13 protein-coding genes are annotated in these 24,954 nt (G+C 34.6%); 7 read left to right on the plus strand and 6 right to left on the minus strand.

From position 1 onward, the window contains the following. Positions 1-30: 30 nt before the first annotated feature. The 3 genes from ispF to porU all read right to left on the minus strand — a co-directional run bounded on the left by ispF (position 31) and on the right by porU (position 5,784). Positions 31-516 (minus strand): 2-C-methyl-D-erythritol 2,4-cyclodiphosphate synthase, encoded by a 486-nt coding sequence (gene ispF, locus ERX46_RS12405; protein WP_130094191.1) that lies wholly within the window; start codon positions 514-516, stop codon positions 31-33. Then, on the minus strand, positions 516-1,790 hold the full coding sequence (gene porV, locus ERX46_RS12410; protein ID WP_130094192.1) for a type IX secretion system outer membrane channel protein PorV: 1,275 nt from the start codon (positions 1,788-1,790) through the stop codon (positions 516-518). Before porV ends, ispF begins: the two co-directional genes overlap by 1 nt. Positions 1,791-1,920: 130 nt before the next feature. Then, a complete protein-coding gene (gene porU / locus ERX46_RS12415) occupies positions 1,921-5,784 on the minus strand; it encodes a type IX secretion system sortase PorU (protein WP_130094193.1) in 3,864 nt (1,287 codons plus the stop codon). 175 nt (positions 5,785-5,959) lie between these two features. Here porU and ERX46_RS12420 point away from each other — a divergent pair, with 175 nt between their 5' ends. The 6 genes from ERX46_RS12420 to ERX46_RS12445 all read left to right on the plus strand — a co-directional run bounded on the left by ERX46_RS12420 (position 5,960) and on the right by ERX46_RS12445 (position 13,430). After that, the gene (locus ERX46_RS12420) at positions 5,960-6,943 is read left to right on the plus strand and encodes a PorP/SprF family type IX secretion system membrane protein (protein WP_130094194.1); all 984 of its coding nucleotides are present in this window, start codon (positions 5,960-5,962) and stop codon (positions 6,941-6,943) included. Positions 6,944-7,023: 80 nt separating this feature from the next. Next, positions 7,024-9,045, plus strand: a complete 2,022-nt coding sequence (locus ERX46_RS17600; protein WP_207214168.1) for an SUMF1/EgtB/PvdO family nonheme iron enzyme — start codon at positions 7,024-7,026, stop codon at positions 9,043-9,045. 65 nt (positions 9,046-9,110) lie between these two features. Continuing rightward, on the plus strand, positions 9,111-10,397 hold the full coding sequence (locus ERX46_RS12430) for a UDP-N-acetylmuramoyl-tripeptide--D-alanyl-D-alanine ligase (RefSeq protein ID WP_130094195.1): 1,287 nt from the start codon (positions 9,111-9,113) through the stop codon (positions 10,395-10,397). A gap of 347 nt (positions 10,398-10,744) precedes the next feature. Next, on the plus strand, positions 10,745-11,443 hold the full coding sequence (locus ERX46_RS12435; RefSeq protein WP_130094196.1) for an SDR family NAD(P)-dependent oxidoreductase: 699 nt from the start codon (positions 10,745-10,747) through the stop codon (positions 11,441-11,443). 3 nt (positions 11,444-11,446) lie between these two features. Then, the gene (locus ERX46_RS12440; protein WP_130094197.1) at positions 11,447-12,103 is read left to right on the plus strand and encodes a TetR family transcriptional regulator C-terminal domain-containing protein; all 657 of its coding nucleotides are present in this window, start codon (positions 11,447-11,449) and stop codon (positions 12,101-12,103) included. Positions 12,104-12,113: 10 nt separating this feature from the next. After that, a complete protein-coding gene (locus ERX46_RS12445) occupies positions 12,114-13,430 on the plus strand; it encodes an ABC1 kinase family protein (protein ID WP_130094198.1) in 1,317 nt (438 codons plus the stop codon). A 178-nt stretch (positions 13,431-13,608) separates the two neighbouring features. Here the strand turns inward: ERX46_RS12445 and ERX46_RS12450 are convergent, their stop codons facing one another. Continuing rightward, the gene (locus ERX46_RS12450) at positions 13,609-14,568 is read right to left on the minus strand and encodes an isopenicillin N synthase family dioxygenase (RefSeq protein WP_130094199.1); all 960 of its coding nucleotides are present in this window, start codon (positions 14,566-14,568) and stop codon (positions 13,609-13,611) included. A gap of 189 nt (positions 14,569-14,757) precedes the next feature. Here ERX46_RS12450 and dnaE point away from each other — a divergent pair, with 189 nt between their 5' ends. Further along, positions 14,758-19,122 (plus strand): DNA polymerase III subunit alpha, encoded by a 4,365-nt coding sequence (gene dnaE / locus ERX46_RS12455; protein ID WP_130094200.1) that lies wholly within the window; start codon positions 14,758-14,760, stop codon positions 19,120-19,122. Between the two features lie 427 nt (positions 19,123-19,549). Here the strand turns inward: dnaE and ERX46_RS12460 are convergent, their stop codons facing one another. Together ERX46_RS12460 and porU2 are read right to left on the minus strand one after the other, a co-directional pair. Next, positions 19,550-19,777 (minus strand): UPF0175 family protein, encoded by a 228-nt coding sequence (locus tag ERX46_RS12460; RefSeq protein ID WP_130094201.1) that lies wholly within the window; start codon positions 19,775-19,777, stop codon positions 19,550-19,552. Between the two features lie 30 nt (positions 19,778-19,807). After that, entirely contained in the window at positions 19,808-24,952 is a 5,145-nt protein-coding gene (porU2, locus tag ERX46_RS12465; protein WP_130094202.1) for a putative type IX secretion system sortase PorU2, read from the minus strand. Between the last annotated feature and the right edge of the window lie 2 nt (positions 24,953-24,954).

Consider the following 24,954-nt stretch of genomic DNA (forward strand, 5'->3'; position numbering starts at 1 on the left):
ATAAATTCCCTACGTATGTGTAGCTAAAAACTATTGAGTCGGTGAAGTCAATAAACAAACCACATAAGCTTTCAATGCTTTCCGCGTTCCAAAGGAATCTACTTTTTCGTGTGTTGTTGCTTTAATTGAAACATTGTCGATATCCGTTTCCAAAAGTTCTGCTATCTTTTTTTGCATTGCTGGAATATGCGGATTCAATTTTGGCTGTTCAAGTATAACAGTAGCATCTAGATTCCCTAAAACGAATCCTTTCTCTTTGACTAATTTATAAGTGTCCTTCAAAAGAATCGATGAATCTATGTTCTTGTATTTTGGGTCTTGATCTGAAAAGTGGAAACCTATATCTCGTAGATTTAAAGCTCCTAACATAGCATCGCAAATAGAGTGTAAAAGTACATCAGCATCAGAATGTCCTAAAGCGCCTAGATCAGAGGGGATTTTAACTCCGCCAACAATTAAATCACGACCAGTAACCAATTGATGTACATCAACTCCAAAACCAATTTTAATTTTCATTATTGAGGTTTTACAGATCCCTTACTTGCAGATTTATTATTATTTGATAAATGCAATCTTAAAGTAAAACGAATTGTATTTTGAAGAGGATTATTTCTTCTCAATGAAGTTAAATAAGAGAAATCAATTCCAAAAAGTTTATATTTCAATCCAACTCCAAATGTCAAGTGCTGACGGGCTCCTTTATTTAAGTTCTCATAAAAATAACCCGCTCTAGCAGCAAATAAGTCATTATACCAATATTCTATACCAGTACCAATCATGATTTCTGTTAATTCCTCTTTAAACTTTGTTCCGTCAACAACTTTATAAGATCCATCAGCATTCTGAATAAACTCACCGTTTTCATCTTCCGCTAAAACTCCTGGCGCATCATAAAATGATTGCAACATTCCTGGAACAACTCCTACATTTGGGTCATAACCTGACATGACATCACCTGTAGCACTGCTTCTAATTGGAGAAGTTGGTACTAATAATTTTGAAACATCAACAGCCCATGTAACACTATTATAAGCATCAAGGTCAAAGGTCATTGCTGATCCTAATTTCAAGTTTGTTGGTAAAAAGTCACGATCGTCATCTATAGTGTACGACACTTTATTACCTACATTATTTAAAGTCACTCCAAATGCCAAAGAACCTGGTGTTCCACCATATCGGATAGCATCATTATAATAAGAGAATGAAACATCAGCTGCACCAGCCAAACCAGCTTTACTTGATGAACCTTCAACAGAAGCTCCAGCAGTTAAGTCAGAAAAAATGAATTTACCGTTTAATCCTAAAGAGAATTTATCGTTTAATTGGAAAGAATAACCAGCCAAAAGCTCAAGTTCTGAAGGTGAATGAACCTGTGTTTTATTTCCGTTGTTGTCAGTAAAAACAATTTCTCCTAAACTGAAGAAACGCAAAGAACCACCAATCACATTTCGGTCATTTAGACGAATAAATCCGGCCAAGTGAGAAAGGTCAATATCATTTGCTATATTTTTTAACCATGGTGAGTAAGACAATGAAATCTCGGAATCTTCCTCTGTAAAAGCAAGCATTGAAGTATTCCAAAAAAATGAATTTGAAGTAGGACTCAAAGCTGTTCCTGCATCTCCCAAAGCTCCTGAACGAGAGTCTGGTGTAATTTGCAAGAACGGAACCGCCGTTGTAATAGTATTTAACTGAAGATCAGAAGCATCTTTAGCTCCATTTCCTGTTTGACCAATTACGGCTGCTGACATTAAGGTAGTTATACCGGCAAAAAAATATTTTTTTATCATTTATAATGTTGTTATTCGACTTTTATTGAACTGATTTTTTAATATTAAAATCAAGAACTAAAACTTTAAACAAATATGAATCTACAAATATACGTAAACAAAGAAAATTTATTGTCTTTTACTATTAAAGTTACTTCAAAAGATAAAGTTTTTGCATTTCCTGAGTTTTTTGTCCATCAGGGTTTTTAATTGTAACACGATAAACATAAACTCCTTTGGCTAACTGATCACCAAAATCATCTCTTCCATCCCATACAATCCCTTCTGTTCTAAATCCTCTTGTTTCAACAGTTTCATTAATTGTTTTTATCAATCTTCCTGTTACTGTAAAGATCTCAATTTGTGTTTCCAAAGCAGCACATACTTGATTGTGCTCAAAGAAAAATTCTGTATGCGTTGTGAATGGATTTGGATAATTAAGTACGTGATCTAAAGCAATATCTTTTTCCTCATGTACAGTAAACTCAACCACTTTTTCACTTGAATTATTATTGACATCCCAAGCCTTGAAAGTTAAAGTATGTAAACCAGACTCTAATTTATCCATTTGAAATTTCAAACTTCCACTTTTATAGGTGTCTAAATCTGACTCATAAAATGAGTTTAATACTTTAGCTTTACTTGTTTCATCATCTAAAATGAGTGTAATGTCATGTCCAATTCCATTTCCTACCGTGTTGATTCCACTTTCATCATAAAGTTTCGCAATTAAAATAGGCGTTTCATTTGAGATTCCACCATTCACAAAACTGTCATCATTTAAGAAAATTTCAATCTCTGGACCTTCTAAGTCATTTAAACCTGTAGTATCGATTCCTCCAATGAAAAAATCTTCTGAATAACCGCCTGCATTAATATCCGCTTTACTCCAAGAATAAAAACTAGCTTTTCCTTTTCCATAAGAATAATTGATGTCTTTTGGAACAATAAACTCAAAATCGAAATATCCATTTGTCACTGTTGCTTTTCCCTTAAATAATATATTTTCTTGTTGTTGAAAGTTCTCAACAGGAGAATCTGCATCCTGTCCTAAGGTAGCTCGATTTGCAGGCTTGTCATAAATAGAGGGCTGAATTACACCATTGAATCCTGTTAATACATTTCCAAATTGATCTTCAATATGTCCAGACAATTTTGCTTTTGATAAAGCGCGCAATGTATCACTTGTTGAGATAATCGACAAATTATTAACGCTGTCCAAAACCACTTTTTCAAAAGGTAAAGCGATTCTTAATGCAGGATCACCCAACAGCATAAAGCTTCTTCTATCAGCTCCTCCTCCAAGTGTATTTTTAGTGTCTATCATTATGTCACCAAAAGTTCTGGGTTCATTATTTGGACCTCGCTTAAAAACATTCTTAAAAAACGCACCTGTTACAGCTGAATTTGTCCCAATGTATACAGCCCTAGTGGTTGTCATTAAGGCGATTGCTCCCCCCACTTCATTCAACGCCATCAATTCACCTATTGAAACCATTCTGTTATCATCTATTCTAGCAAATTCACAAGTTGCAGAAACAAACAAGGTCAGTTTGTCAATGTTTTTATAATCTACTACATCACCAATGGTCATTATCCTCTCTTGTGCCGCACCTTTAGAACCACCATGTCCAACATAACAGGTTACTAAAGATCCTGATTCGATGCTTCTATTTATTTCATTATTCACATCAGGATAACGCTCTCCTCCAGCCGTTGTAATTTGAACATAAGCATCAGAATAAATCTTTTTTACATTCATTTCAGGATGATTATTCTTTACATAAGTTGCGAAATTTTCATGATCTATCACAAATTGTCCGCCATTCTCATCATCAGCAATTGCAATGTACTTCTGTCTCCAATCACCATGCGTAGAAATATAGCCATCTTCACCACAAGCTAAATTGCTTGAAGCATAAAGAGAAGAACCATTTTTCATATAATGTTCTACTTTATTTACCAATGTTTTTGCATGTAAAGGAGTTGTTGCAACAAATCTACCTACAGCAATATCCATAAGATCATTGGTTCCAAACTCTTCAGTATCGTCTAGCAACCCAAAATAATCATCGGTGACTAAAGACCCAGTATAACTTTCAGATTCAACAGTTTCATATACTGGAATCATATAATTGTTATTTTCCAAGCGATCCAAAGGATCATAAGTTCCATCACCAAAAAGCATTAAATATTTAGGTTGTTTACTCAGGTCTCCTTCAGCACGATCGTAAAACATTTTTGCAAAATAACGTATAGCGGTTGGGTCTTGTGTACCTCCTGAAAACTCGTTGTAAACCTGTTCCATTGTAACTACATGTACTGAAAGTCCATTGTTTTTATGAAGATTAGCCAAACGATTTGCTTGGGAGGTAAAAGTTGGGTGAGTAACAATTAAATAATCTGCTTCAGCTAAAGCATGAAGATTTTGATGTTGAACTCTTTTTAAAAAAGTAGGTACTTTATAATTTGATCCTTTAAACGTAACAAACTCTCGTAAACTATCTGCATTAACTTTAAAGTCAAATATTCCGCCACTGTTATTACCTGCTATATTTTTAGGCTGAGTTGGAGAAGTAATTTCCCAAACAACTCCATTACTTGGAAAGCTTGAAATCTGCATTTCAGCGACATTTCCAATACCCACAGAGTTCAAATCACGAAAAGTCATTCCATCAAAATACTTCATTTGACTTCTTGCGTTAACTTCAATAAAATCTAAATAACCGATATTAGCAGGAGAGATTCTATTGAATTTTACGTTAAAAGTTATATTACTAGAAGTAGGATTAAAAACTCCAGGAGCAGTCACAAAGCCTCCACGAGAATAACTATCATCGTTAGACCATCCCATATCTGCAACTCCAACTGTAGAATTATTATAAGTGACTGTAAAATTAGTATTCCCGTTAGTGTCTCCACTCTTACTCCCCATAAATGCACGAACTCTAGCTTCTCCAGAAGGATTAATATTAGGAATAAACATTGAAAATGATTGACTTAGATTTGCATCAAACTGTTCGCCATACCATCTTTGTCCACCTTTCAATAAACTCAATAATTCTTGTTCATGAAAAGTATATGAATCATAATCGGATACAACATGAGTAGTGGGTTGATTTGATAGCGCTGCATTTGAAATTCTCGCTGGCGTTCCTGAAGAATTTATATTAATAAAATAAGCAGTCTCATTAGAGTAAATATTCAGATTTCTATTGAAAACACCATTTACCTCCTCCCACTTATGTGGTCCTTTTCCATAAAACAGAATATAGTCATTTTGATCAAAAGAACCATCTGCTTCACCAACAACCAAAATATCATTCTTTAAAAGGTCATCAGGTCGGTATTCACTATTCAATTCTGGTAAGCGACCAAATGAATTACCATATATATTCAAATCACTGGGATTTAAATTACCAACATCAATACCGGCGTTTTGTAAAAAACTATAATCTAATTTATAAATACCATCTCCCGAAACCGTGATTTTGTACCATTCTCCACTTCCACTTCTTAACACAGACTCCGGAACAAAAGGCATTCCTTTAGTATAGTTAATAGTTTTAGATGTTTGTTGAAAAACTATAGATTCAATTTTCCTTATTTCACCATTAATTCTAACAAAAGGAACTAAAGAAAGGATAGCTCTTGGACTTCCTTTTTCTTTGTTGTTCTTTAAACTAAAAACTGGAACTGTTTCAACTTTAATTTTGTATGTATTGATGAAGTTTTTTGTTACTTGATCAACTGGAGAAGATTGATAACTTAATAAATCAAAATTCCATTCTGAGCTCGCAGAAAGACGCTTAAACTTATGTAAGTAAAGAAACTCTTTTTCATCCACAAAAGAATTTTCAAGTGTTGGAAATTCAAATGATGAACTAGGAAGAGTCATTTCTGAAGGCGTTGTGTCCCAGTTTAAATCGATGGATATTTCATTTTGCCCGACAGTTAAAAATGAGGTCATTAAAACACCCAAACTTAAAACCAATTGATTTATTATTTTGCTCATTTCTTAATTGTAGTTTAAAATCGCCAAGTTCTAAAAAAGATTTAATTGTAGCGCTAATTTTATTAGTAAACGCTAAGTTATTCAACATATTTCAAAAGAACTTTCTTTTATTTGTAACTAAGACCTTTTTTTTTCGTAAAATTGACGTTGTTTATGTTATATGTAAAGTTAAACTATGCTGAAAAATAATTTTATTACAATATTTACACTGACTATACTACTAATTGTCAGTGCACTTAACAGTAAGACATACGCCCAAGATCCACAGTTTTCGCAGTTCTATGCGAATCCTATTTATTTGAATCCTGCATTTGCGGGTAGTCATGGTTGTCCAAGATTTGCTGTAAACTACAGAAATCAATGGCCAGCACTTTCAGGTTCTTTTGTGACTTACTCTGCGTCTTATGACCAATATTTTAAAGGAATCAATGGTGGACTTGGTGTTATAATGACACATGACCAACAAGGAAAAGGAACAATTAACCATACCACCTTGAGTTTAATTTACAATTACCATTTAAAGGTTAACCGTAAATTCACAATGATGTTTGCAGGTAAAGCAACTTGGAATCAGAAATTTTTGGATTGGGACAGACTAACATTTGGCGATATGATTGATCCAAGAAGAGGATTTATTTATGCAACAGGTGATGTTCCAAGAGGAGGTTCACGTGGTTTCTTTGATGTTTCTGCTGGAATGGTAGGATTTACAGAGAAGTTTTTCTTTGGAGTTTCCGCTCATCATTTAAACATGCCTGATGAATCTGTAATTGTTGGAAATAGTCCAATGCCTATTCGTTTAACAGGACATGCAGGAGCAAAACTTGCTTTAGGAGGAAAATCTCAATACAATACTGATATTTCAATTATGCCAAATATGATATACCAATATCAACAAGGCTTTATGGAATTATTATTAGGAACTTATGTTCAATATGGAGCATTTACCGCTGGAGTTTGGTTCCGTTCTAGAGATGCATTTATTTTATCAGCAGGAATAAATACAGGAACAATAAAAGTTGGATACAGTTATGATGTTACGGTATCAAAACTAAACAACGGTGTTACAGGCGGTTCACATGAAATATCATTAGGATTTGATTTGAATTGCAAGACAAAGAAACCAAGTTTTAGAACTATTTCTTGTCCTTCTTTTTAAGAAGTTTGTAACTAAAGATAAAAAAGACGTTATTTGTATATAAGTTGAAGAGTTAAATTATGAAAACAAAGACCAAAAATATGAAAAGACTAACACAGTGGCTAATAGCATTCAGTGCTATCGCAATCGTTTCTTCTTGTTCTAGGGAGACCTCAAACACTACAGGTTGGGATTATAACAATCCAGGATTGGGAGGGTTTCAAAAGGTTCCTTTTATGGATCAAGAAACTGGACCAGGTTTGGTTTTAGTTGAAGGGGGTACTTTCACGATGGGACGTGTTGAAGATGATGTTATGTACGATTGGAATAATAGACCACGTAGATTAACAGTTTCTTCTTTCTACATGGATCAAACGGAAGTTTCGAACTTTCACTGGAATGAATATCTTTATTGGTTAAGTAGAGCCTATGACGGAACTTACCCAATGGTATATAAAAATGCTTTACCTGATACATTGGTATGGCGTTCACAATTAGGATTCAACGAGAAATATGTTGAATATTATTTACGTCACCCTGCATACAGAGATTATCCTGTAGTTGGTGTTTCTTGGTTACAAGCTAATGATTATTGTAAATGGAGAACAGACAGAGTAAATGAATACCTATTAATTCGTGAAGGGGTATTAGATTTCAACATCAACCAGATGGATGAAACTACTTTTAACACAGAAGCATATTTGAATGGAAAAGGTGACGAAAGTGTTCGTCAAAACCTTACTGATTTAAATCCTTCTAAACTAACAGGAAAAAGAGGTAGAACACTTGGTGAACGTCAAGTAAGGATGTCTGATGGAATTTTACTTCCAAGATACCGTCTACCAACTGAAGCTGAATGGGAATTTGCATACTACGGATTGATTGGTAACATGAACGGAGACGATTCAGAAGTTATAAGTAGCAGAAGAATTTATCCATGGGATGGACACTATGTTCGTCAAGATAACGAAGAATTTCAAGGTGAGATCCGTGCCAACTTTAGACGTGGTCGAGGTGATTACATGGGAGTTGCAGGTAACTTAAACGATGGTGCCGATGTAACTGCTCCAGTTGACCACTACTGGCCCAATGACAATGGACTTTACAACATGGCTGGTAACGTTGCAGAATGGGTACTTGATGTTTACAGACCTTTATCTTCTGAAGATGTGGATGATTTCAGACCATTTAGAGGTAACGTTTTCCAAACAAAAGTTTTGAATTACGAAGGAGCTATTGATGAGAAAAACTTCCAGGTTGAATATGATGTTCATGGAATGAAAGAATACCTGAATGAGTTTGAAAGAATTCGTTTCCAAAGAGTATCTGCAGAAAAACACGATCCAGATGATCAAGTAATTACGAAAGGAATTATGAAGACCAATGAATCTAAAAACCCTGTTTCTAGAGGGTATGCTCCAGATCCTTACTATGTTTCTCATAACAGTGAAAAAGATGTTCAAGAACTGCGTATTTTGAAGGAAATCAATGCGATTTTAGACAAAGCTGTTGAATACAAAAACGACAAATTAGATACTGAGGCATCCATGTATGTTCAAGAAAATCTTTTCGAAGGAATATTTGTTGATGAATTTAGAGAAGGTGATCTAGGTGGTGAGTATGCTTACGAAATCATCTCAATTCTTAGAAACGGATTCTCTGATTTTATGATAGAAACACCAGGTAAATTGAAATACAGAAATGTAACTGAAGAAGAAAATATTGGACGTCTGAATTACAGAAGAGCAGATTACATTGACTATGTTGATGGTGATATTGAATCTTCAATTCATTATGACAACACAAAACGTAAGAACGATATTAATCAAGCGAAACGTGATCCAGACTTAGTTATGTACCAAAACAAACATGAAGAGTATGACTTGAAAGGTACTGGAATTCAACCAGGAGGTGATAATCGTACTGCATGGCCTACAACTTTAGTTTCAAATAAATCTAGAGTTTACAAAGGTGGTTCTTGGAAAGATAGAGCTTACTGGATGGTAGGTGGAAACAGAAGATTCCTTGATGAAGACAAAGCAACCGATTACATTGGATTCAGATGTGCAATGGACAGAATTGGTAGTCCAGGTGGAATGAATCAAAAGAAAAATAGAAAATAAAAAATACTTTTTATTATATTTAAGCCCTGACGTTATTGTCAGGGCTTTTTTATTTACGCAATTTTATGGAAGAATTATTTCAATTGTTTTATGCATGTTCTGAAGTATCAACCGATACAAGAAAAATAAGTGAAAATGCTTTATTTATTGCTTTGAAAGGCGATAATTTTGATGGTAATAAATATGCAAAAGCAGCTATAGAAAAAGGAGCTAAATATGCAATTGTTGATGACAAAACAGTTGCTGATGAAAAAACTACTTTCTATGTGAAGGATAGCTTAATCTTCTTACAAAAATTGGCTTCTTACCATAGAAACTCTTTCGACATTCCTGTTATCGCTATTACGGGTACAAATGGAAAAACAACTACCAAAGAGTTAGTCGCTGCGGTATTGATCAAGAAATACAATGTTCTATTTACAAAAGGAAACCTGAACAATCATATTGGTGTGCCACTTACGCTACTCCAATTGAATAAGGAACATGATATGGCAATCATTGAAATGGGTGCAAGCAAACTAGGTGACATCAAAGAACTAACCGACATAGCTCATCCTACTCATGGAATAATTACGAATATTGGTCATGCACATATTGAAGGGTTTGGTAGTCCTGAAAACATTATCAAGACCAAAACAGAGTTATATAAAGCAATACAAGAAAATAAAGGTCAATTGTTTTACAATGCAGATGATGATGTGCTTAAAAATAAACTACCTCATTCCTGCCCTACTTCAACTTATGGAACGACAGAAGAAGCTGATGTAAGCGGAGAAATTATTGATCTTTCTCCGATGTTGAGTTTCAAATGGAAAAGTAAAGACTATTCTTCCCCTTCAGTGAATACACAAATTATAGGAAAATACAACTTCTATAATATGTTAGCGGCAATCTGCATCGGAAGTCATTTTGAAGTAGATGGAAATGAAATAAATTCCGCTTTGGTAGAATACAAACCAAGTAATAATAGATCGCAATTAGAAAAGACCAGTTACAATACTGTAATTTTAGATGCTTACAATGCGAATCCCACAAGTGTAAAATCAGCATTGGAAAACTTTGCTGAAATTTCATCAGAAAACAAGATGTTTGTATTGGGAGACATGTTAGAATTAGGTGAGAATACAAATCAATATCACCTAGAAGCTATTCAGTTAAGTAAAGGTTTAAAACTCCAAGGAATGTTTGTAGGAAGTATTTTCTCTGGTCTTGCCAAGGAAAACGATATTCTTGCTTTTGAGTCAACAACAAAAGCAATGGAGTTTTTGTCTACGGCACTTCCAAAAGACAACCTTATTTTATTGAAAGGTTCACGAGGAATTGGATTAGAGAAATTGATTGAGATATTGTAAATTATATTTTCAGATTACAAACACTATTAAGGTATACCAATTTGCTCTAAGCTAAATAATCCGTGAATAATCCGCGTCTGAACAATCAGCGTCATTCCGATTAAAATGTGGGACAAGATTAAGCATTCCAATGATTAGCACTCAGCTCCGCGCCAAAGACTTGCGTACTTCTTTAAATTAACGTTAAGGTCAAGCGTAAACATCTATCAACCTACTGCTAGAAAATTAAAATTCTCCTTATAATGGCGACTTAAACTTTTGCAGTCCTGTAGCTTTCGTATAAAATAAGGCTAAAAACCTTAAACATTTATCTTTTCATATTGTTATAAATAGAAACAAAATACAATATGAAAAACTACTTAATCGTTGGCGGATCTTCTGGAATTGGAGCTGCTATAACAGAGCTTCTAGCAGAAAACAACAATACAGTTTTCGCTACTTATAATTCAAACTCATCAAATTCTGATACCGATAAAGTTACTTATCATCATTTAGATGTTTTAGATTCTGAATTTGATTTTGATTACTTACCTGAAACTTTAGATGGATTAGTTTATTGTCCGGGGAGTATAAACCTAAAACCCTTTGCTCGAATTAAGCCAGAAGATTTTTTAGCAGACTTTAACTTACAAGTAAATGGTGCTATTTCAATCATTCAAAAAGTACTGCCTAGACTTAAAAAATCAGAGCTTTCAAGTGTAGTTATGTTCTCCACAGTAGCAGTGCAAAACGGATTCAATTTCCATTCACAAGTCGCTGCATCAAAGGGAGCAATTGAAGGATTAACTAGATCTTTGGCTGCTGAATTTGCTCCAAAAATTAGATTTAATGCAGTTGCACCATCGCTAACAGATACAAACTTGGCAAGTAAGTTATTGAGTTCAGATGAGAAGAAAGAAGCCAATGCACAGCGTCACCCAATGAAAAAAATTGGAAGTGCTAGGGATATTGCTGAAATGGCTGTATTTTTATTATCTGACAAAGCAAATTGGATAACAGGTCAGATTATGCATGTAGATGGAGGAATGTCATCAATAAAAAATTAAATCATGGAAGTACAGAAAATTAATACCCGAGATGTAATTTTAGAAAATTACACGAACTATGTTTTAACCCACAACGAAAAGCCGAAAAGTGTTTATGCATTTGCTGCCGAAAGTAAAATGGAGGAAGCTGAATTCTATGAATATTTCAATTCGTTCAAAGCAATTGATTCAGCAGTATTTGTTGATTTATTTAAAAACACACATACTCTTTTATCTGATAACGAAGAATTTCAAGAAGGAGATGCAAAACATAAGCTATTAAGTTTCTATTTTACATTTTTTGAAATGCTAACAGCAAACAGAAGTTTGGTAATGTACATTTTGAAAGAGAATGAAAACAAGATGAAGACGCTTAAAACCTTAGATGGTTTAAAAGAAGAATACACAAACTTTGTAGAATCCTTGGACATAAAGTCAATTGATATGATCATTGATAATGTTGCCAGCATAGTTGACAAAGGAGTTGCAAAGGTTTCTTATGGTCAGCTATTATTTACCCTGAAATTTTGGATGAATGACACCTCCCCTTCTTTTGAAAAAACAGATGTATTAATTGAAAAATCAATGCATGCAGGATTTGAAGTACTTAACACAAAACCCTTAAATACTTTTGTAAGTTTAGGTAAGTTTTTGTGGAAAGAAAGAATGGGTAAAAACTAAATAAAAAGAAATGAAATCGATTGATAAAATACCAACTTCTAAGATTCAGAGGGCGTCAAAAATGGTGTCAACTGGAGCAAAGATTGGTGTCAATTATTTAAAATATTACGGTGAAAAACTGGTTGGTTCTGAAGAAAAAGCAAAAGCTAAATTGGACGAAAACAATGCAACCGATATTTACGACAGTTTAAAAAGCATGAAAGGAAGTGCCTTAAAAATGGCACAAATGATGAGCATGGATAAAACTATGCTTCCTCAAGCTTATGTTGAAAAGTTTTCTCTATCACAATTCTCTGTTCCTCCTTTATCTGCTCCTTTAGTTAGAAAAACTTTTAAACGTTACTTTGGAAAAGATACCGAAGAATTGTTTGATAAGTTTAATTATGAAGCTATTAATGCCGCCAGTATTGGTCAAGTTCATCAGGCAGAAAAGGATGGTAAGAAACTCGCTGTAAAGATTCAATATCCAGGCGTTGCTGATAGTATTGGAAGTGATTTAGCAATGGTGAAACCAATCGCCTTACGCATGTTAAACATAAAAGGTAAAGACGCAGATCGCTATTTTCAAGAAGTTGAAGAAAAGTTAATGGAAGAAACAGATTATGCTTTGGAATTACAACAAAGTAAAGCCGTTTCAGATGTTTGTCGACACATTCCAAATCTACTTTTCCCTTATTACTATGAAGAGTTGTCTAATGACAAAATCCTAACAATGGATTGGATGGAAGGAATTCAAATTTCTACTTTCGCAAAAGAAAATACTTCTCCTGAAAGAGCGAACAAAGTTGGTCAAGCACTTTGGGATTTTTATATGTACCAAATCCATGTAGTAAGAAAAGTACACGCAGATCCACATCCAGGGAACTTTATGGTCTCAAAAGATGATGAATTAATTGCAATCGATTTTGGTTGTATGAAAGAAATACCAGAAGACTTTTACTTCCCTTATTTCGAATTAACAAAACCTGAGATTCTAAATGATCCAATAGCTTTCGAGAAACAATTATATGCATTAGAGATTTTAAAAGATACAGATACCAAAGAAGAAACAGTTTTCTTTTCTAAAATATTTAAAGAACTGTTAGGCTTATTTGCATTGCCGTTTTATGAAAAAGAGTTTGATTTTTCAAATCCAGCGTTTTTTGATCAAATTGCAAACATGGCTGCGAAATATTCAAAAGATGATTCATTAAGAAAAGCAGATGCTGGAAGAGGTTCCACGCATTTTATATATATCAATAGAGCATTTTTTGGATTGTATAGTTTGATGAATGAACTGCAGTCTGATAAGATTGTGGTGAATAACTATTTGTCAATTGATAATTGATAATTATTTGGTGATATTCGTAAGTTTGGCTTCGGCTTCGCTCAGTCAACCTTTCTGGACACGTTGAAAAATCAATTAATGCGGAAATCAATTTCTCGCTGAATAATATTTAAAGCAAAAAGGCGAAATCAATTGATTTCGCCTTTTTAATTATCCATTGTCAATTGATAATTATCAATTATTTTATCAATCCTATTTCTCGTAATCTTTCCATCAAATATTCACCTCCGGTGATATCTTCATAAGCTTTTGGATTCTCTTCATCGATGCATGAAGGCAAACAATTCAAAGGCATTTCTGATCTTGGGTGCAAGAAGAAAGGCACAGAATATCTGCTAGTTCCTAATTGTTCCTTTGGCGGATTAATAACACGGTGTGTTGTAGATTTCAGTTTGTTGTTTGTCAAACGTTGCAACATATCTCCAACATTCACTACAATATGATCTTGAATTGCTGTTACAGAAATCCATTCATTTTGCTTGTTCAATACTTGTAGTCCATCTGCTGATGCTCCAACTAAAAGTGTAATCAAGTTAATGTCTTCATGTTCTCCTGCACGAACTGCTCCTTCTTCAATTTCTCCAAGAATTGGTGGATAATGAATTGGACGTAAAATGCTATTTCCGTTATGTATATGCTCGTTAAAATAGGTTTCTTCTAATCCCAAATGCAAAGCTATCGCGCGCAACAAATGTCTTCCAGTGTCTTCGAAAGCTTTATATGATTGCTTACCTACTTTTAAAAATTCAGGTTGTTCTTCAACATTTACATTGTCTGGATATTGTTTTTTAATTGGATCATTGTCTTCAACGAACTGACCAAAATGCCAAAATTCTTTTAAATCTCCAGCTGTTTTTCCTTTGGCGTGTTCTGTTCCAAAAGGAGTATAACCTCGCTGACCTCCTATTCCAGCGATATTGTATTTGTTTTTCACTTCCTCTTTTTGTCCAAAAAACTCTTTCATTTGAGCATAAAGATGATCGATAAGTTCTTTTGAAATTCCGTGATTTTTAACGGCTACAAAACCAATATCTTCGTATGCAGAACCAAGTTTATTTATAAAATTCTGTTGCTGTTTTTCATCTCCTGATAAAAACTCAGATAAATCAACAGACGGTATACCTTGTGGATTACTCATAATAACATTGTTTTAAACAAAAATAGCATTAATTATTTAAAATAGTGTAGAGACAAAATATATAGTAGAGACACAATGCATTGTGTCCCTACTATATTTTAACCATTTACATTGTTCACAATTATCAATTGACAATTATCAATTATCAATTATCAATTTTGTACCTTTGAAACGTAAAAATCCGCTCCCATGTATATAGTTTTTGATACTGAAACAACAGGTTTACCAAAGAATTGGAACCTTCCTTACACTGACACAGACAACTGGCCAAGGTGTATTCAAATTGCTTGGCAACTGCACGATGACAAAGGTCAATTGGTTGAATCTAAAGACTTTTTAATTCGTCCAGATGGTTTTGATATTCCTTACGATTCTGAACGTATTCACGGGATTTCTACACTTTTAGCGGAAACAGAAGGTGTTCCTCTCATTGAAATGATGGAGGAATTCAACAAGGACTTGGAGCGTTCTCAGTTTATCGTTGGACAAAACGTTGGATTCGATATCAACGTAATGGGTTCGGAATTTGTGCGTTTAAACATGGAAACACCAATGCACGATATGCCAATTTTGGATACGTGTACCGAAACTACTGCACAATTGTGTCGTATTCCTGGTGGACGTGGAGGAAAATTCAAATTGCCAACTTTAACGGAACTACACAAACATTTATTTGATGTTCCTTTTGGTGAAGCACACAACGCAACTGCCGATGTGGAAGCAACTGCTCGTTCTTTCTTCGAGTTAGTAAGAAGAAGAATTTTCACTGCTGAAGAACTTCATGCGGATGAAAGTTATATCGAGGATTATTTAGATGCCAATCCTGATGTGATTCAACCCGTTGGCTTAACACATTTAAATCTTAAGAAAAAGAGTGAAGAGTTAAAAGCGCAACATGAAACGAAAGAAGAAGTTTCAAAAGAGGAAATTGAAGAAGGTCTTGAAATATTAGCCGAAACTTCATTTGTCCATTTACATAACCATTCACAGTTCTCTGTTTTACAGTCTACGAGTAGCATCAAGGATTTAATTAAAAAAACAGCGCTCTACAATATGCCAGCAGTCGCGTTAACCGACACTGGAAATATGATGGCAGCTTTTCATTTCGAAAAGCACATTACAGCTTTCAATAAAGGAGTTAAAAAAGAGCGCGAAGCAGCTGAAAAAGAAGGGAAATCATATAATCAAAAAGAAATTACTCCAATTATAGGATGTGAATTCAATATTTGTGAAGACCACCTTAATAAAACGGTGAAAGACAATGGTTATCAAGTTGTATTATTAGCGAAAAATAAAAAAGGATACCATAATGTTGCGAAAATGTCATCTATTGCCTTTACAGAAGGTAAATATTACGTTCCGCGAATTGATAAAAAAATAGTTGAAAAGTATAAAGAACACATCATCGTACTTTCTGGAAATATGTATGGAGAGATTCCATCTAAAATTCTGAACGTTGGTGAAAAACAAGCTGAAGAGGCAGTAATTTGGTGGAAAGAACAATTCGGAGATGATTTCTACTTAGAATTGATGCGTCACGACCAGGAAGATGAACGCCGTGTAAATGAAGTTTTATTGCGCTTTGCAAAAACACACAATATTAAACTTGTTGCGACGAATAACACTTACTACCTCAATAAAAATGATGCTTCTGTGCATGATATTTTATTGTGTATTAAGGACGGAGAAATGGTGGAAACACCTAAAGGAAGAGGTCGTGGTTTCCGTTATGGATTACCAAATGACAACTACTACTTCAAGTCTCCAGATGAAATGAAGGAATTGTTTGCGGATCTTCCACAAGCGATTGAAAACACAATGGAAATCGCTAACAAATGTGAGAAATACACATTGGCAAGTGATATTTTACTTCCTGCCTTCGATATCCCAGAAGAGTTTACAGATCCACTAGACAAGGAAGACGGCGGAAAACGCGGTGAAAATAATTACTTGCGTCACCTGACTTACGAGGGAGCAAAAACACGTTATCCAGATTTAAATGATGAAGTACGTGAACGACTCGATTTTGAATTGTCGGTAATTGAAAACACTGGTTATCCTGGATATTTCTTAATTGTTCAGGATTTCTGTCACGCAGCCCGAGGCATGGGAATCATTGTTGGTCCTGGAAGGGGTTCTGCTGCCGGTTCTGCTGTTGCTTATTGTAACGGAATTACCAACGTCGATCCAATTGCTTATGACTTACTTTTTGAGCGTTTCCTAAATCCTGACCGTGTATCGATGCCCGATATTGATATTGACTTTGACGATGAAGGTCGTGGAAGAATTATTCAATGGGTAATTGATAAATACGGAGCCAATCAAGTAGCACAAATTATCACTTACGGTACGATGGCTGCGAAATCATCGATTAGAGATACTTCTCGTGTTTTAAATCTTCCACTTTTCGAAGCGGACAGATTAGCGAAGTTAATTCCTGATATTTCATTGGCTAAGATTTTCGGTTTAGATGCAGCTGATTTATCCGAAAAACTGAAAAACAATCAAGAAAGCATCAACATGGCGAATCAATTGATTGAAATATCAAAAGGTTCAGATTTACCTGCTAGAGTTTTAGGAAATGCCAGACGATTAGAAGGAAATGTTAGAAATACTGGAATTCACGCCTGTGGTGTAATTATTACGCCAAGCGATATTACGGAGTATGTGCCTGTGGCATTGGCGAAAGATTCCGAAATGTATTGTACGCAATACGATAACTCGGTGGTTGAAGAAGCTGGACTTTTGAAGATGGACTTCTTGGGACTGAAAACCTTAACGCTAATTAAAGATGCTGTTGCTTTCGTAAAGGATATTCATGATATAGATTTAGTTCCTGATGATTTTCCATTAGATGATTTGAAAACCTACGAACTTTTCCAGAAAGGAGAAACTGTAGGAGTTTTCCAATATGAATCTCCTGGAATGCAGAAATACATGAGGGAATTAAAACCTTCAGTTTTTGCCGATTTAATTGCCATGAATGCCTTGTATCGTCCGGGACCGTTAGAATATATTCCTGACTTTATTAAACGTAAAAATGGAGAACAAGAAATTGTTTATGACATTGAAGCTTCAAAAGAATTTCTAGAAGAAACCTACGGAATTACAGTCTACCAAGAGCAGGTGATGCTTTTATCTCAAAAGTTAGGTGGATTTACGAAAGGTGAAGCCGATACCTTGCGTAAGGCGATGGGGAAAAAGTCATTTGATTTATTGGCGCAATTGAAGCCGAAATTTTTAAATCAAGGAGCTGAACTTGGACATAATAAAGGAAAGTTAGAAAAAATTTGGCATGACTGGGAGGCCTTTGCGTCTTATGCATTTAACAAATCTCACTCGACTTGTTATGCTTGGATTGCCTACCAAACAGCATACCTTAAAGCCAATTATCCTGCTGAATATATGGCGTCTGTGTTGAGTAATAACATGAATGACATCAAGCAAGTTACTTTCTTTATGGAAGAATGTAAACGCATGGGATTAGATGTTTTAGGGCCAGATGTAAATGAATCTAACTTCAAATTCACCGTTAATAAAAAAGGAGCAGTTCGTTTTGGACTAGGCGCCATAAAAGGTGTTGGAGGTGGTCCAGTTGATGCAATTGTAGAAGAAAGAAAAGAAAACGGACATTTTAGAGATATTTTTGACATTACAAAACGTGTCAATTTAAGAAAATGTAATAAAAAAGCATTCGAAGGTTTAGCCTTATCAGGAGCTTTAGATTCTTTTTCGAATGTTCACAGAGCACAATATTTTGTAGAAGAAAACAACCGTACGTTTTTAGCAAATGCTATTAAATTTGGAAGTAATCACCAAGAAAGTGCTAATTCGAATCAAGTAAGCATGTTTGGTGAAGATTCAGGAGTAGAAACACCGGCTCCAAAAATCCCATTGGTTGCAGAATGGTCTTCTATTCAAAAATTGAATAAGGAGAAAGAAGTTGTTGGAATTTATATTTCTGGTCACCCACTTGATGACTACAGAATCGACATTGATTCTTTCTGTAATGGAAGTGTAGAATTTATAAACAACGTTGATGAATACAAAAACTTAGAGTTTACACTAGCTGCTATAATCACAGAGGTTGAACACCGCCATACTAGAAAAGGAGATCCATTTGGAACAGTTTTGATTGAAGACTATAATGATTCAACAAAGTTATTCTTGTTCCAGGAAGATTATGGAAAATTCAGAGATTATATGGTTGAAGGATCCTTTATATTCATGACAGGAAAAGTAATGCCTAAACGATTTAATCGAAATGAATTCGAATTCAAGATTCAAAAGATTGATTTCCTATCAAATCTAAGAGATCAAAAAGCAAGTGCATTAGAATTATCTATTCCATTAAACGAAGTTAGCCATACATTTATAGAGGATATTGATTCTATTTTCAAAGAAAATGAAGGGAAGTTTCAGGTGAAGTTTAAAATTTTTGACACAGCAAATAAACTTGAAATCGAAATGCCTTCTCGTTCTTTGAAGGTTGACATTAATGATAATGTTTTGAAGACGCTGAATTCGAAGAATATTGAGTATAAATTGATTTGATGTTTTTGGACAGTTTGTGTTTTAATAGATAGGGAATAAAATATACGCAGACCACGAGATAAAACCTCTTGACAACTACCTATTAGGTGTTTAGGTTCAAAAAAGAGATTCCTCAATGCTTAGCATTTTCGGAATGACAATCAATTGGTTGGTTTAGTGGGATAAAGTTGCTGAAGCTTCGCTTCAGCAACTTTATCCCACCCCGAGACACATAACAACTGTCATTTCGATGGAGTAAAACGACTGAGAAATCTCTTTTTTGTGTTACATATTCACAGTTAAAATGATTTAAATTTTATAAGCAATTATTTTAGCTGTATTAATAAAAAGAACCTTTGAATTTAGGATTAAAAAACAGCTACCACTAGATAAAATTTCGCGGTAGCTCTTTATTGGTGGGGGTGTTCAAAAAAGAGCTATAATAACCCTAGGCATTCTCGATATCTAAAGATAAATCTGAGGCGGGATAGTTAAAAATAGAAACACCATACTTACCAAGAATTTCAGCAAACGCTCGTTTAGAAAAACCAGCCAACTCAGCAGCTTGTCCAAGTGATAGTTTACCTTTTTCGTAAAGTGTTGAAGCAACTATCATAGTGATATCGATATCATCAAGATCTACAGAATCTGGTATTTTAAAATTTATTGTTCTCATACTAACAAATATAGTCAATGAAGAAACCCATCACCTCATCAAATACATCTTCCCCCAATTCTTAGTAAAATGTTGATCGGCGCCAGATTCTCGGTGTTTGATATCTTCTCCGTTAATTTTGGCTTTCATTCTGTATAAATAAACTCCATTTGCTAAAGGATCACCAAATTCATCTCTTCCATCCCAGGCATATTCTGTGATGTTTCTTCCAATTCTGATTAGCCCCAATTCGCCTTCAGTAATTTCTCTAACTATTCTTCCAGTTACTGTCATGATTTGAATTATCATATCTTCTGGCACTTCAGATCCTGTTAAAGTAAATACAAACCTGGTTGATGTGGAGAATGGATTTGGGAAATTCATTAAGTGAGTAATTGTAGATTCTAAAACCACCTCGAACTGAATTCGATATTCTTTATTTCCTGATAAATTTCCTGAGTTATCAGAACCTTGAACCATTAATTCATAAATTCCAGATTTCTCAAACTCTGCATTATAGATAATTTCAAATCTTAAATCAGAACCATCTGCTGGAATCCATGTTAAAATTTGATTTCCTTTTCCATCAATAAAAGGAATTCGTTTTTGCTCTCCTGATGGATTTGTTAAGAAAATACCAAAGTTAGTTGTATCAGCATCCTTATCCATAATTAAGAAAGGATTTTCATCTTTTAAGCTTATCACAACTTCAGATCGTGGGTTAACTATATCGCCATTCAAAATGTGCTGTCCATCAAAAGTTACATCTAGAATTGGATTAATATCATCTTGTTTTAAACGAAAAGGAATCTGTAGCAAATTATTGAAATGCGCCAACTCAGGCTGATCCTTAAATTGATTGTTGATTCCTTTATTATAAGGATTCACTTCCATCCATAGCGTATTGTTTCCAGATAAACCTTGCGTTAAAAATTTAACTGTGTCTCTTAAAACTTGTCCCGGTCTTAAAGAATCTTGACGCACATAATCAATAGGATGTTTCACTTGATTTTTATCAGTAATCCAATAATTTACAAGTAAAGAATCCATAGATAAATCACTGATGTTTTTAACATCTATTGCAAATGACATTTCAATTCCTTCTTGCAAAGAATCACCTTGATCGGGTAAAAATGCATAACCATTAGAACCATCAATCGCAGCTTCGGGCAAGGGTTGATATAATACGTGCCACCTGTCAATTTGAGCTGGAGTTAAAGTCGCTTGATCATAATAATTCGCTTGTAATTGCAAGTATGGATAATCACTTGCAGAAAGAATTGAATTGAAATTGATAATCGAATCATTTGATGTAAAAACAGTATCTATTTGAATTTGAAACTGTTTGTTGTGGTCAAAACCTCTTATTACCAAACGAGTTGAATCATTTGTAGGCAATTCCATAGAATTTTGTTTCCAGTAAACAGTATTCCATTCTGCTGCTGGACCAATTAAAGTTGACGTCTCAAAACCACTACCAGCGGAACCTGTTAAAGCATTAGATAAATTGATAAATTCACCAGAGTTTTGAGCGTGCACAATTGCCGCAGAACTAGGATTCCCTTTTTCATAAATCAAAATAAATGCACGTTCAGGTGAAGTTGGACTCATCCCAGTTGCTCCAGCATTCTGAAATGTAGCAAATAAACTCGGGTAAAGCGATTGCCATTGACTATAAAGCGCTCGCATGGTTGTATAAACAACAATATAATGCCCATCTGGCACTTCATTTTCAATCATGTTCTCGAAAGCCTGAAGTTGTGAAGCAGAGTTTTGTCTGAAAATAAAGTAATTTTCTACACGGTTTCTACATCCAGATCCATTGTTCACATTTCCATATTGATGGTTAGCATTAACTCCATTATAAAAAGATCCCCAAGGACTTTGAGTCGCTGGATCAACAACTCCAACATGAAATGAAGGTGTTGTAAAGCATAATCCATATTCTGCATCTTGCCCATTTACGCTCCACAAAGTTGTATTGAACGTATATTGAGAACTAGAATTGTCATGCACCTGAGCAGACAACTCAACAAATAGTGGCTCAAACTCTCGTTCTCTTGAACTTCTCTCATAAGAAACACCGTTGAAATTTCCATTCTTAAATTGAAAGAAATGATCTTGCCCCCAACCCGATTTATTAGGAATATATTGAAATGAATGCTCTGTCCAATTCAAAATACTTGAATCTATGGCCACTCTCCAAAAGTATGCAACACTGTCTTCTAAAACCAAAGGTGAAATTGCATTATTTGATGATCTTTTCCATTCATTTGGAAAGACTTCTTTAACTCCTCCTAGCCCAGTTTTCACAGCATATTTACGGAAAGGACTATTAAACAAATCTGTGGTATCAATTTCAAAACGATAAGAATTGAATGTAGCAATTGGGTTAATTGTAGATGCTTTTAAAACCACGGAATCATTTGGAACTACAGCATAATTATAAGGTAAAACAGGCGCTATTCCATCAATATTTATAAAGTGATCAATCTTAATTTCATTATTATTAAACTCATCATATTGCTCTTGAATAAAAGAGGGTAAATCTGCTTGAATAGAAAACTGGTTTATTCCTGCACCAATATTTGCTTGCAAAGGCATTTTGAAAGTTATAGTATCTCTGTAATTCAATCCTGGCACAGCTAAATTATAAATCGAATCTATAGTTGAATTAGGGAAGTTTCTGGTTATTGTTAAACTAAATGTATCCACTATACTTCTTCCTAAATTTGTTAAAACAACATGAACCGCAATTGAATCTGTTGATAAATTGACTTGAGTTGGTGTAAAATAAACATCTTGAATTGTTAAATCAATTTCTGGCTTGGCGTGCCAATTTAGTTTTACCACTGGATCACCATGTAAAACCATCTGCATTGCCGTAACTTCAGTTAAAAATCCAGGGTTTACATTTTCCAGATTTCCAATGGTCGATTTGATTTGATTTCCTATCGATTCCCCATAGTTATCAGGACTCATTTGGCGATACAATTCAGCTGAATAAATATTCAAATAAGAAGCATAACCCAATTGAGAAGAAGATAAGAATCCTATTGCACCAAGATCTTCTATTAAAACAAAGGACTCTGCTGTAGAGTTATTACCTGGCATATAAATATCACCCGTGTAACAACCATTTCCTATCACCATTGGATACTTTCCAGCATTGTTCCAATTTGAAGGATCATCAATATTTTGGTCAAAACCATCAGCTGTGGCATGTCCAAAGAAAGTCATTAATGAAAGTCCGTTTTCAAGAAACTCGCTTACTTCTGAAGTTTGAACAGGATTAAATGGGTTAGAAGTTTCTTTAAAATAAGAAGTTACCTTTCCGCCATAATCAGGACCTTCAATGGAACTTTTCATGCCATTCAGATAAGATTGTAGAAGCGCTTGTTCTTGTGCAGAACTCCCGCCACCAAAATGTAAAATTTGTTTCTGCCATTCCTTCAGCTCTTTATTATAAACAGCATTTTGGTTTTGTGCAGCATCATAAATTTTAACTTTCTGTAAATACATATTGAGCTCCTGATCATTATTGGCCGCAATTCTACCCGTTGGAATTTCAGGTTTAAAACTGGTTGAACCATTCCATTTCCCTGTAATACATAAATCGCTAGAAGGATAACCGTAACTTGGAACAAGATTTAAAGAATTAATATTAGCATTTTTTCTAGGCGCCCCACCAGATCCAGTATTGGGTTTACTCGCTTCTGAAATTCCCTTTCCTGCAATGAATAAGGCTTTTGGTTTGCTGTTCGACATATCATAAATATGATTTATCGCACGACGACTTCCCATAATATGTTTAGGAACTCCCCCACCATATTGCATCCACAAGTCATTCACCTCACACATTATAACGTTATAAGAACCGCCATTTACTGTGTTACGATAAGCCGCATATTCACTCGCTGAAGCTTGCATCACTTTATTATACAATAATATATAAGCACCTTCGACAATCTTCTGACTATAATCAGTGAAATCACCATTTCCGTTAACAGCTTTTAAAAATGATATCTGTTTAATCTCAGCATCTGATGAAATGATCAACTTTTGGTTTGAGCCATTTACAGAATTAGGAATTAAAGCTTGCCATGTTCCTCCATTGTTAACCATTGGAATTTTACGTGAAATAAAACTTCCAAATACATAGGCTGTCGGATTACTTAAATTATTGGCAGTAATATCTAATCGACTTTTTGCTTGAGATCCAGCACTAGGTATTTCCCAATCAATATAAGGATCATTGCTCGAAATCAAACGGGGATATTCGATAGATAAATAACTTATGGACTGATAATCTGTTGCTGCTCCTTGATCACCTATAATCTTAAAATAGGCATTTGTTGTTCCATTTGAAAGTTCACTTGCAGCAAAACTTTGATCTACAACTGTCTGTCTGTAACCAGAAAAGACCTCATCATGTAAGACAATATTATTTGTACCCAACTCCCATCTTAGGTGATGATTTCCTGCGCCAATAAAACTTGCATTTGAATTGGCATTCGATTTTGCATGGAATTTAGCGTTTGGAGCGCCAGTACCCGTGTAAACCTGTGGAGTAGAAATTGGAATAGTTAAACTAAAATTTGAAGCTCCGTTATGATTTGAACCGCCCCAACCTTCTCCAGGAGAATAATAGGAACTGTAGGAAGAGTAGGCAGAATATCCACCATAATAACTAGAATTGTAATTAATAGCCGATTTATCTAGAACATAAGAAGCTGGAGAATAAACAGAGAAATTTACATCCGTTTCATTTATAAAACGTTTCGTTGGGCCTGTTGTCCATGACAAAAAGTAGTATAAAGTGTCGCTATAAAGTGAATAACCTGGATTACCAATATCAGTGGGCGAATCGTAAAGTGTTGAATCTAGCCAACCGTCATTTTTCTGGGCATAAAACTCAATGTAATCTCCAACATTTATAGCGTTGTCACCATTGTCATTAATATGCAAAGGCAATTCTTTTTGTTTCCCAAAAACTTGGAGTTTATTTGCAGCAATAGTATTGATTGGCACTCCAGCATTGATAAGCGCTTGATAAGAAATTCTATAAATCCCATCTTCAGTAACACCAAACTTGTAGTATTTCTGATTATAGTTTATCCATTCATTTCCGTAAGGTTGAGCCCAAACAACAGAAAATGTCATGAATACCGAAAGTAAGCTTATAAGTATGCGCATGG

The sequence above is a fragment of the Brumimicrobium glaciale genome, from assembly GCF_004152935.1.
Classification (GTDB): Bacteria; Bacteroidota; Bacteroidia; order Flavobacteriales_D; family Crocinitomicaceae; genus Brumimicrobium; species Brumimicrobium glaciale.

What these genes read in the sequence shown, in the direction of transcription:
- ispF (WP_130094191.1), bottom strand. Translation starts at nt 516, where the DNA reads ATGAAAATTAAAATTGGTTTTGGAGTTGATGTACATCAATTGGTTACT.
- porV (WP_130094192.1), bottom strand. Translation starts at nt 1,790, where the DNA reads ATGATAAAAAAATATTTTTTTGCCGGTATAACTACCTTAATGTCAGCA.
- porU (WP_130094193.1), bottom strand. Translation starts at nt 5,784, where the DNA reads ATGAGCAAAATAATAAATCAATTGGTTTTAAGTTTGGGTGTTTTAATG.
- ERX46_RS12420 (WP_130094194.1), top strand. Translation starts at nt 5,960, where the DNA reads ATGCTGAAAAATAATTTTATTACAATATTTACACTGACTATACTACTA.
- ERX46_RS17600 (WP_207214168.1), top strand. Translation starts at nt 7,024, where the DNA reads ATGAAAAGACTAACACAGTGGCTAATAGCATTCAGTGCTATCGCAATC.
- ERX46_RS12430 (WP_130094195.1), top strand. Translation starts at nt 9,111, where the DNA reads ATGGAAGAATTATTTCAATTGTTTTATGCATGTTCTGAAGTATCAACC.
- ERX46_RS12435 (WP_130094196.1), top strand. Translation starts at nt 10,745, where the DNA reads ATGAAAAACTACTTAATCGTTGGCGGATCTTCTGGAATTGGAGCTGCT.
- ERX46_RS12440 (WP_130094197.1), top strand. Translation starts at nt 11,447, where the DNA reads ATGGAAGTACAGAAAATTAATACCCGAGATGTAATTTTAGAAAATTAC.
- ERX46_RS12445 (WP_130094198.1), top strand. Translation starts at nt 12,114, where the DNA reads ATGAAATCGATTGATAAAATACCAACTTCTAAGATTCAGAGGGCGTCA.
- ERX46_RS12450 (WP_130094199.1), bottom strand. Translation starts at nt 14,568, where the DNA reads ATGAGTAATCCACAAGGTATACCGTCTGTTGATTTATCTGAGTTTTTA.
- dnaE (WP_130094200.1), top strand. Translation starts at nt 14,758, where the DNA reads ATGTATATAGTTTTTGATACTGAAACAACAGGTTTACCAAAGAATTGG.
- ERX46_RS12460 (WP_130094201.1), bottom strand. Translation starts at nt 19,777, where the DNA reads ATGAGAACAATAAATTTTAAAATACCAGATTCTGTAGATCTTGATGAT.
- porU2 (WP_130094202.1), bottom strand. Translation starts at nt 24,952, where the DNA reads ATGCGCATACTTATAAGCTTACTTTCGGTATTCATGACATTTTCTGTT.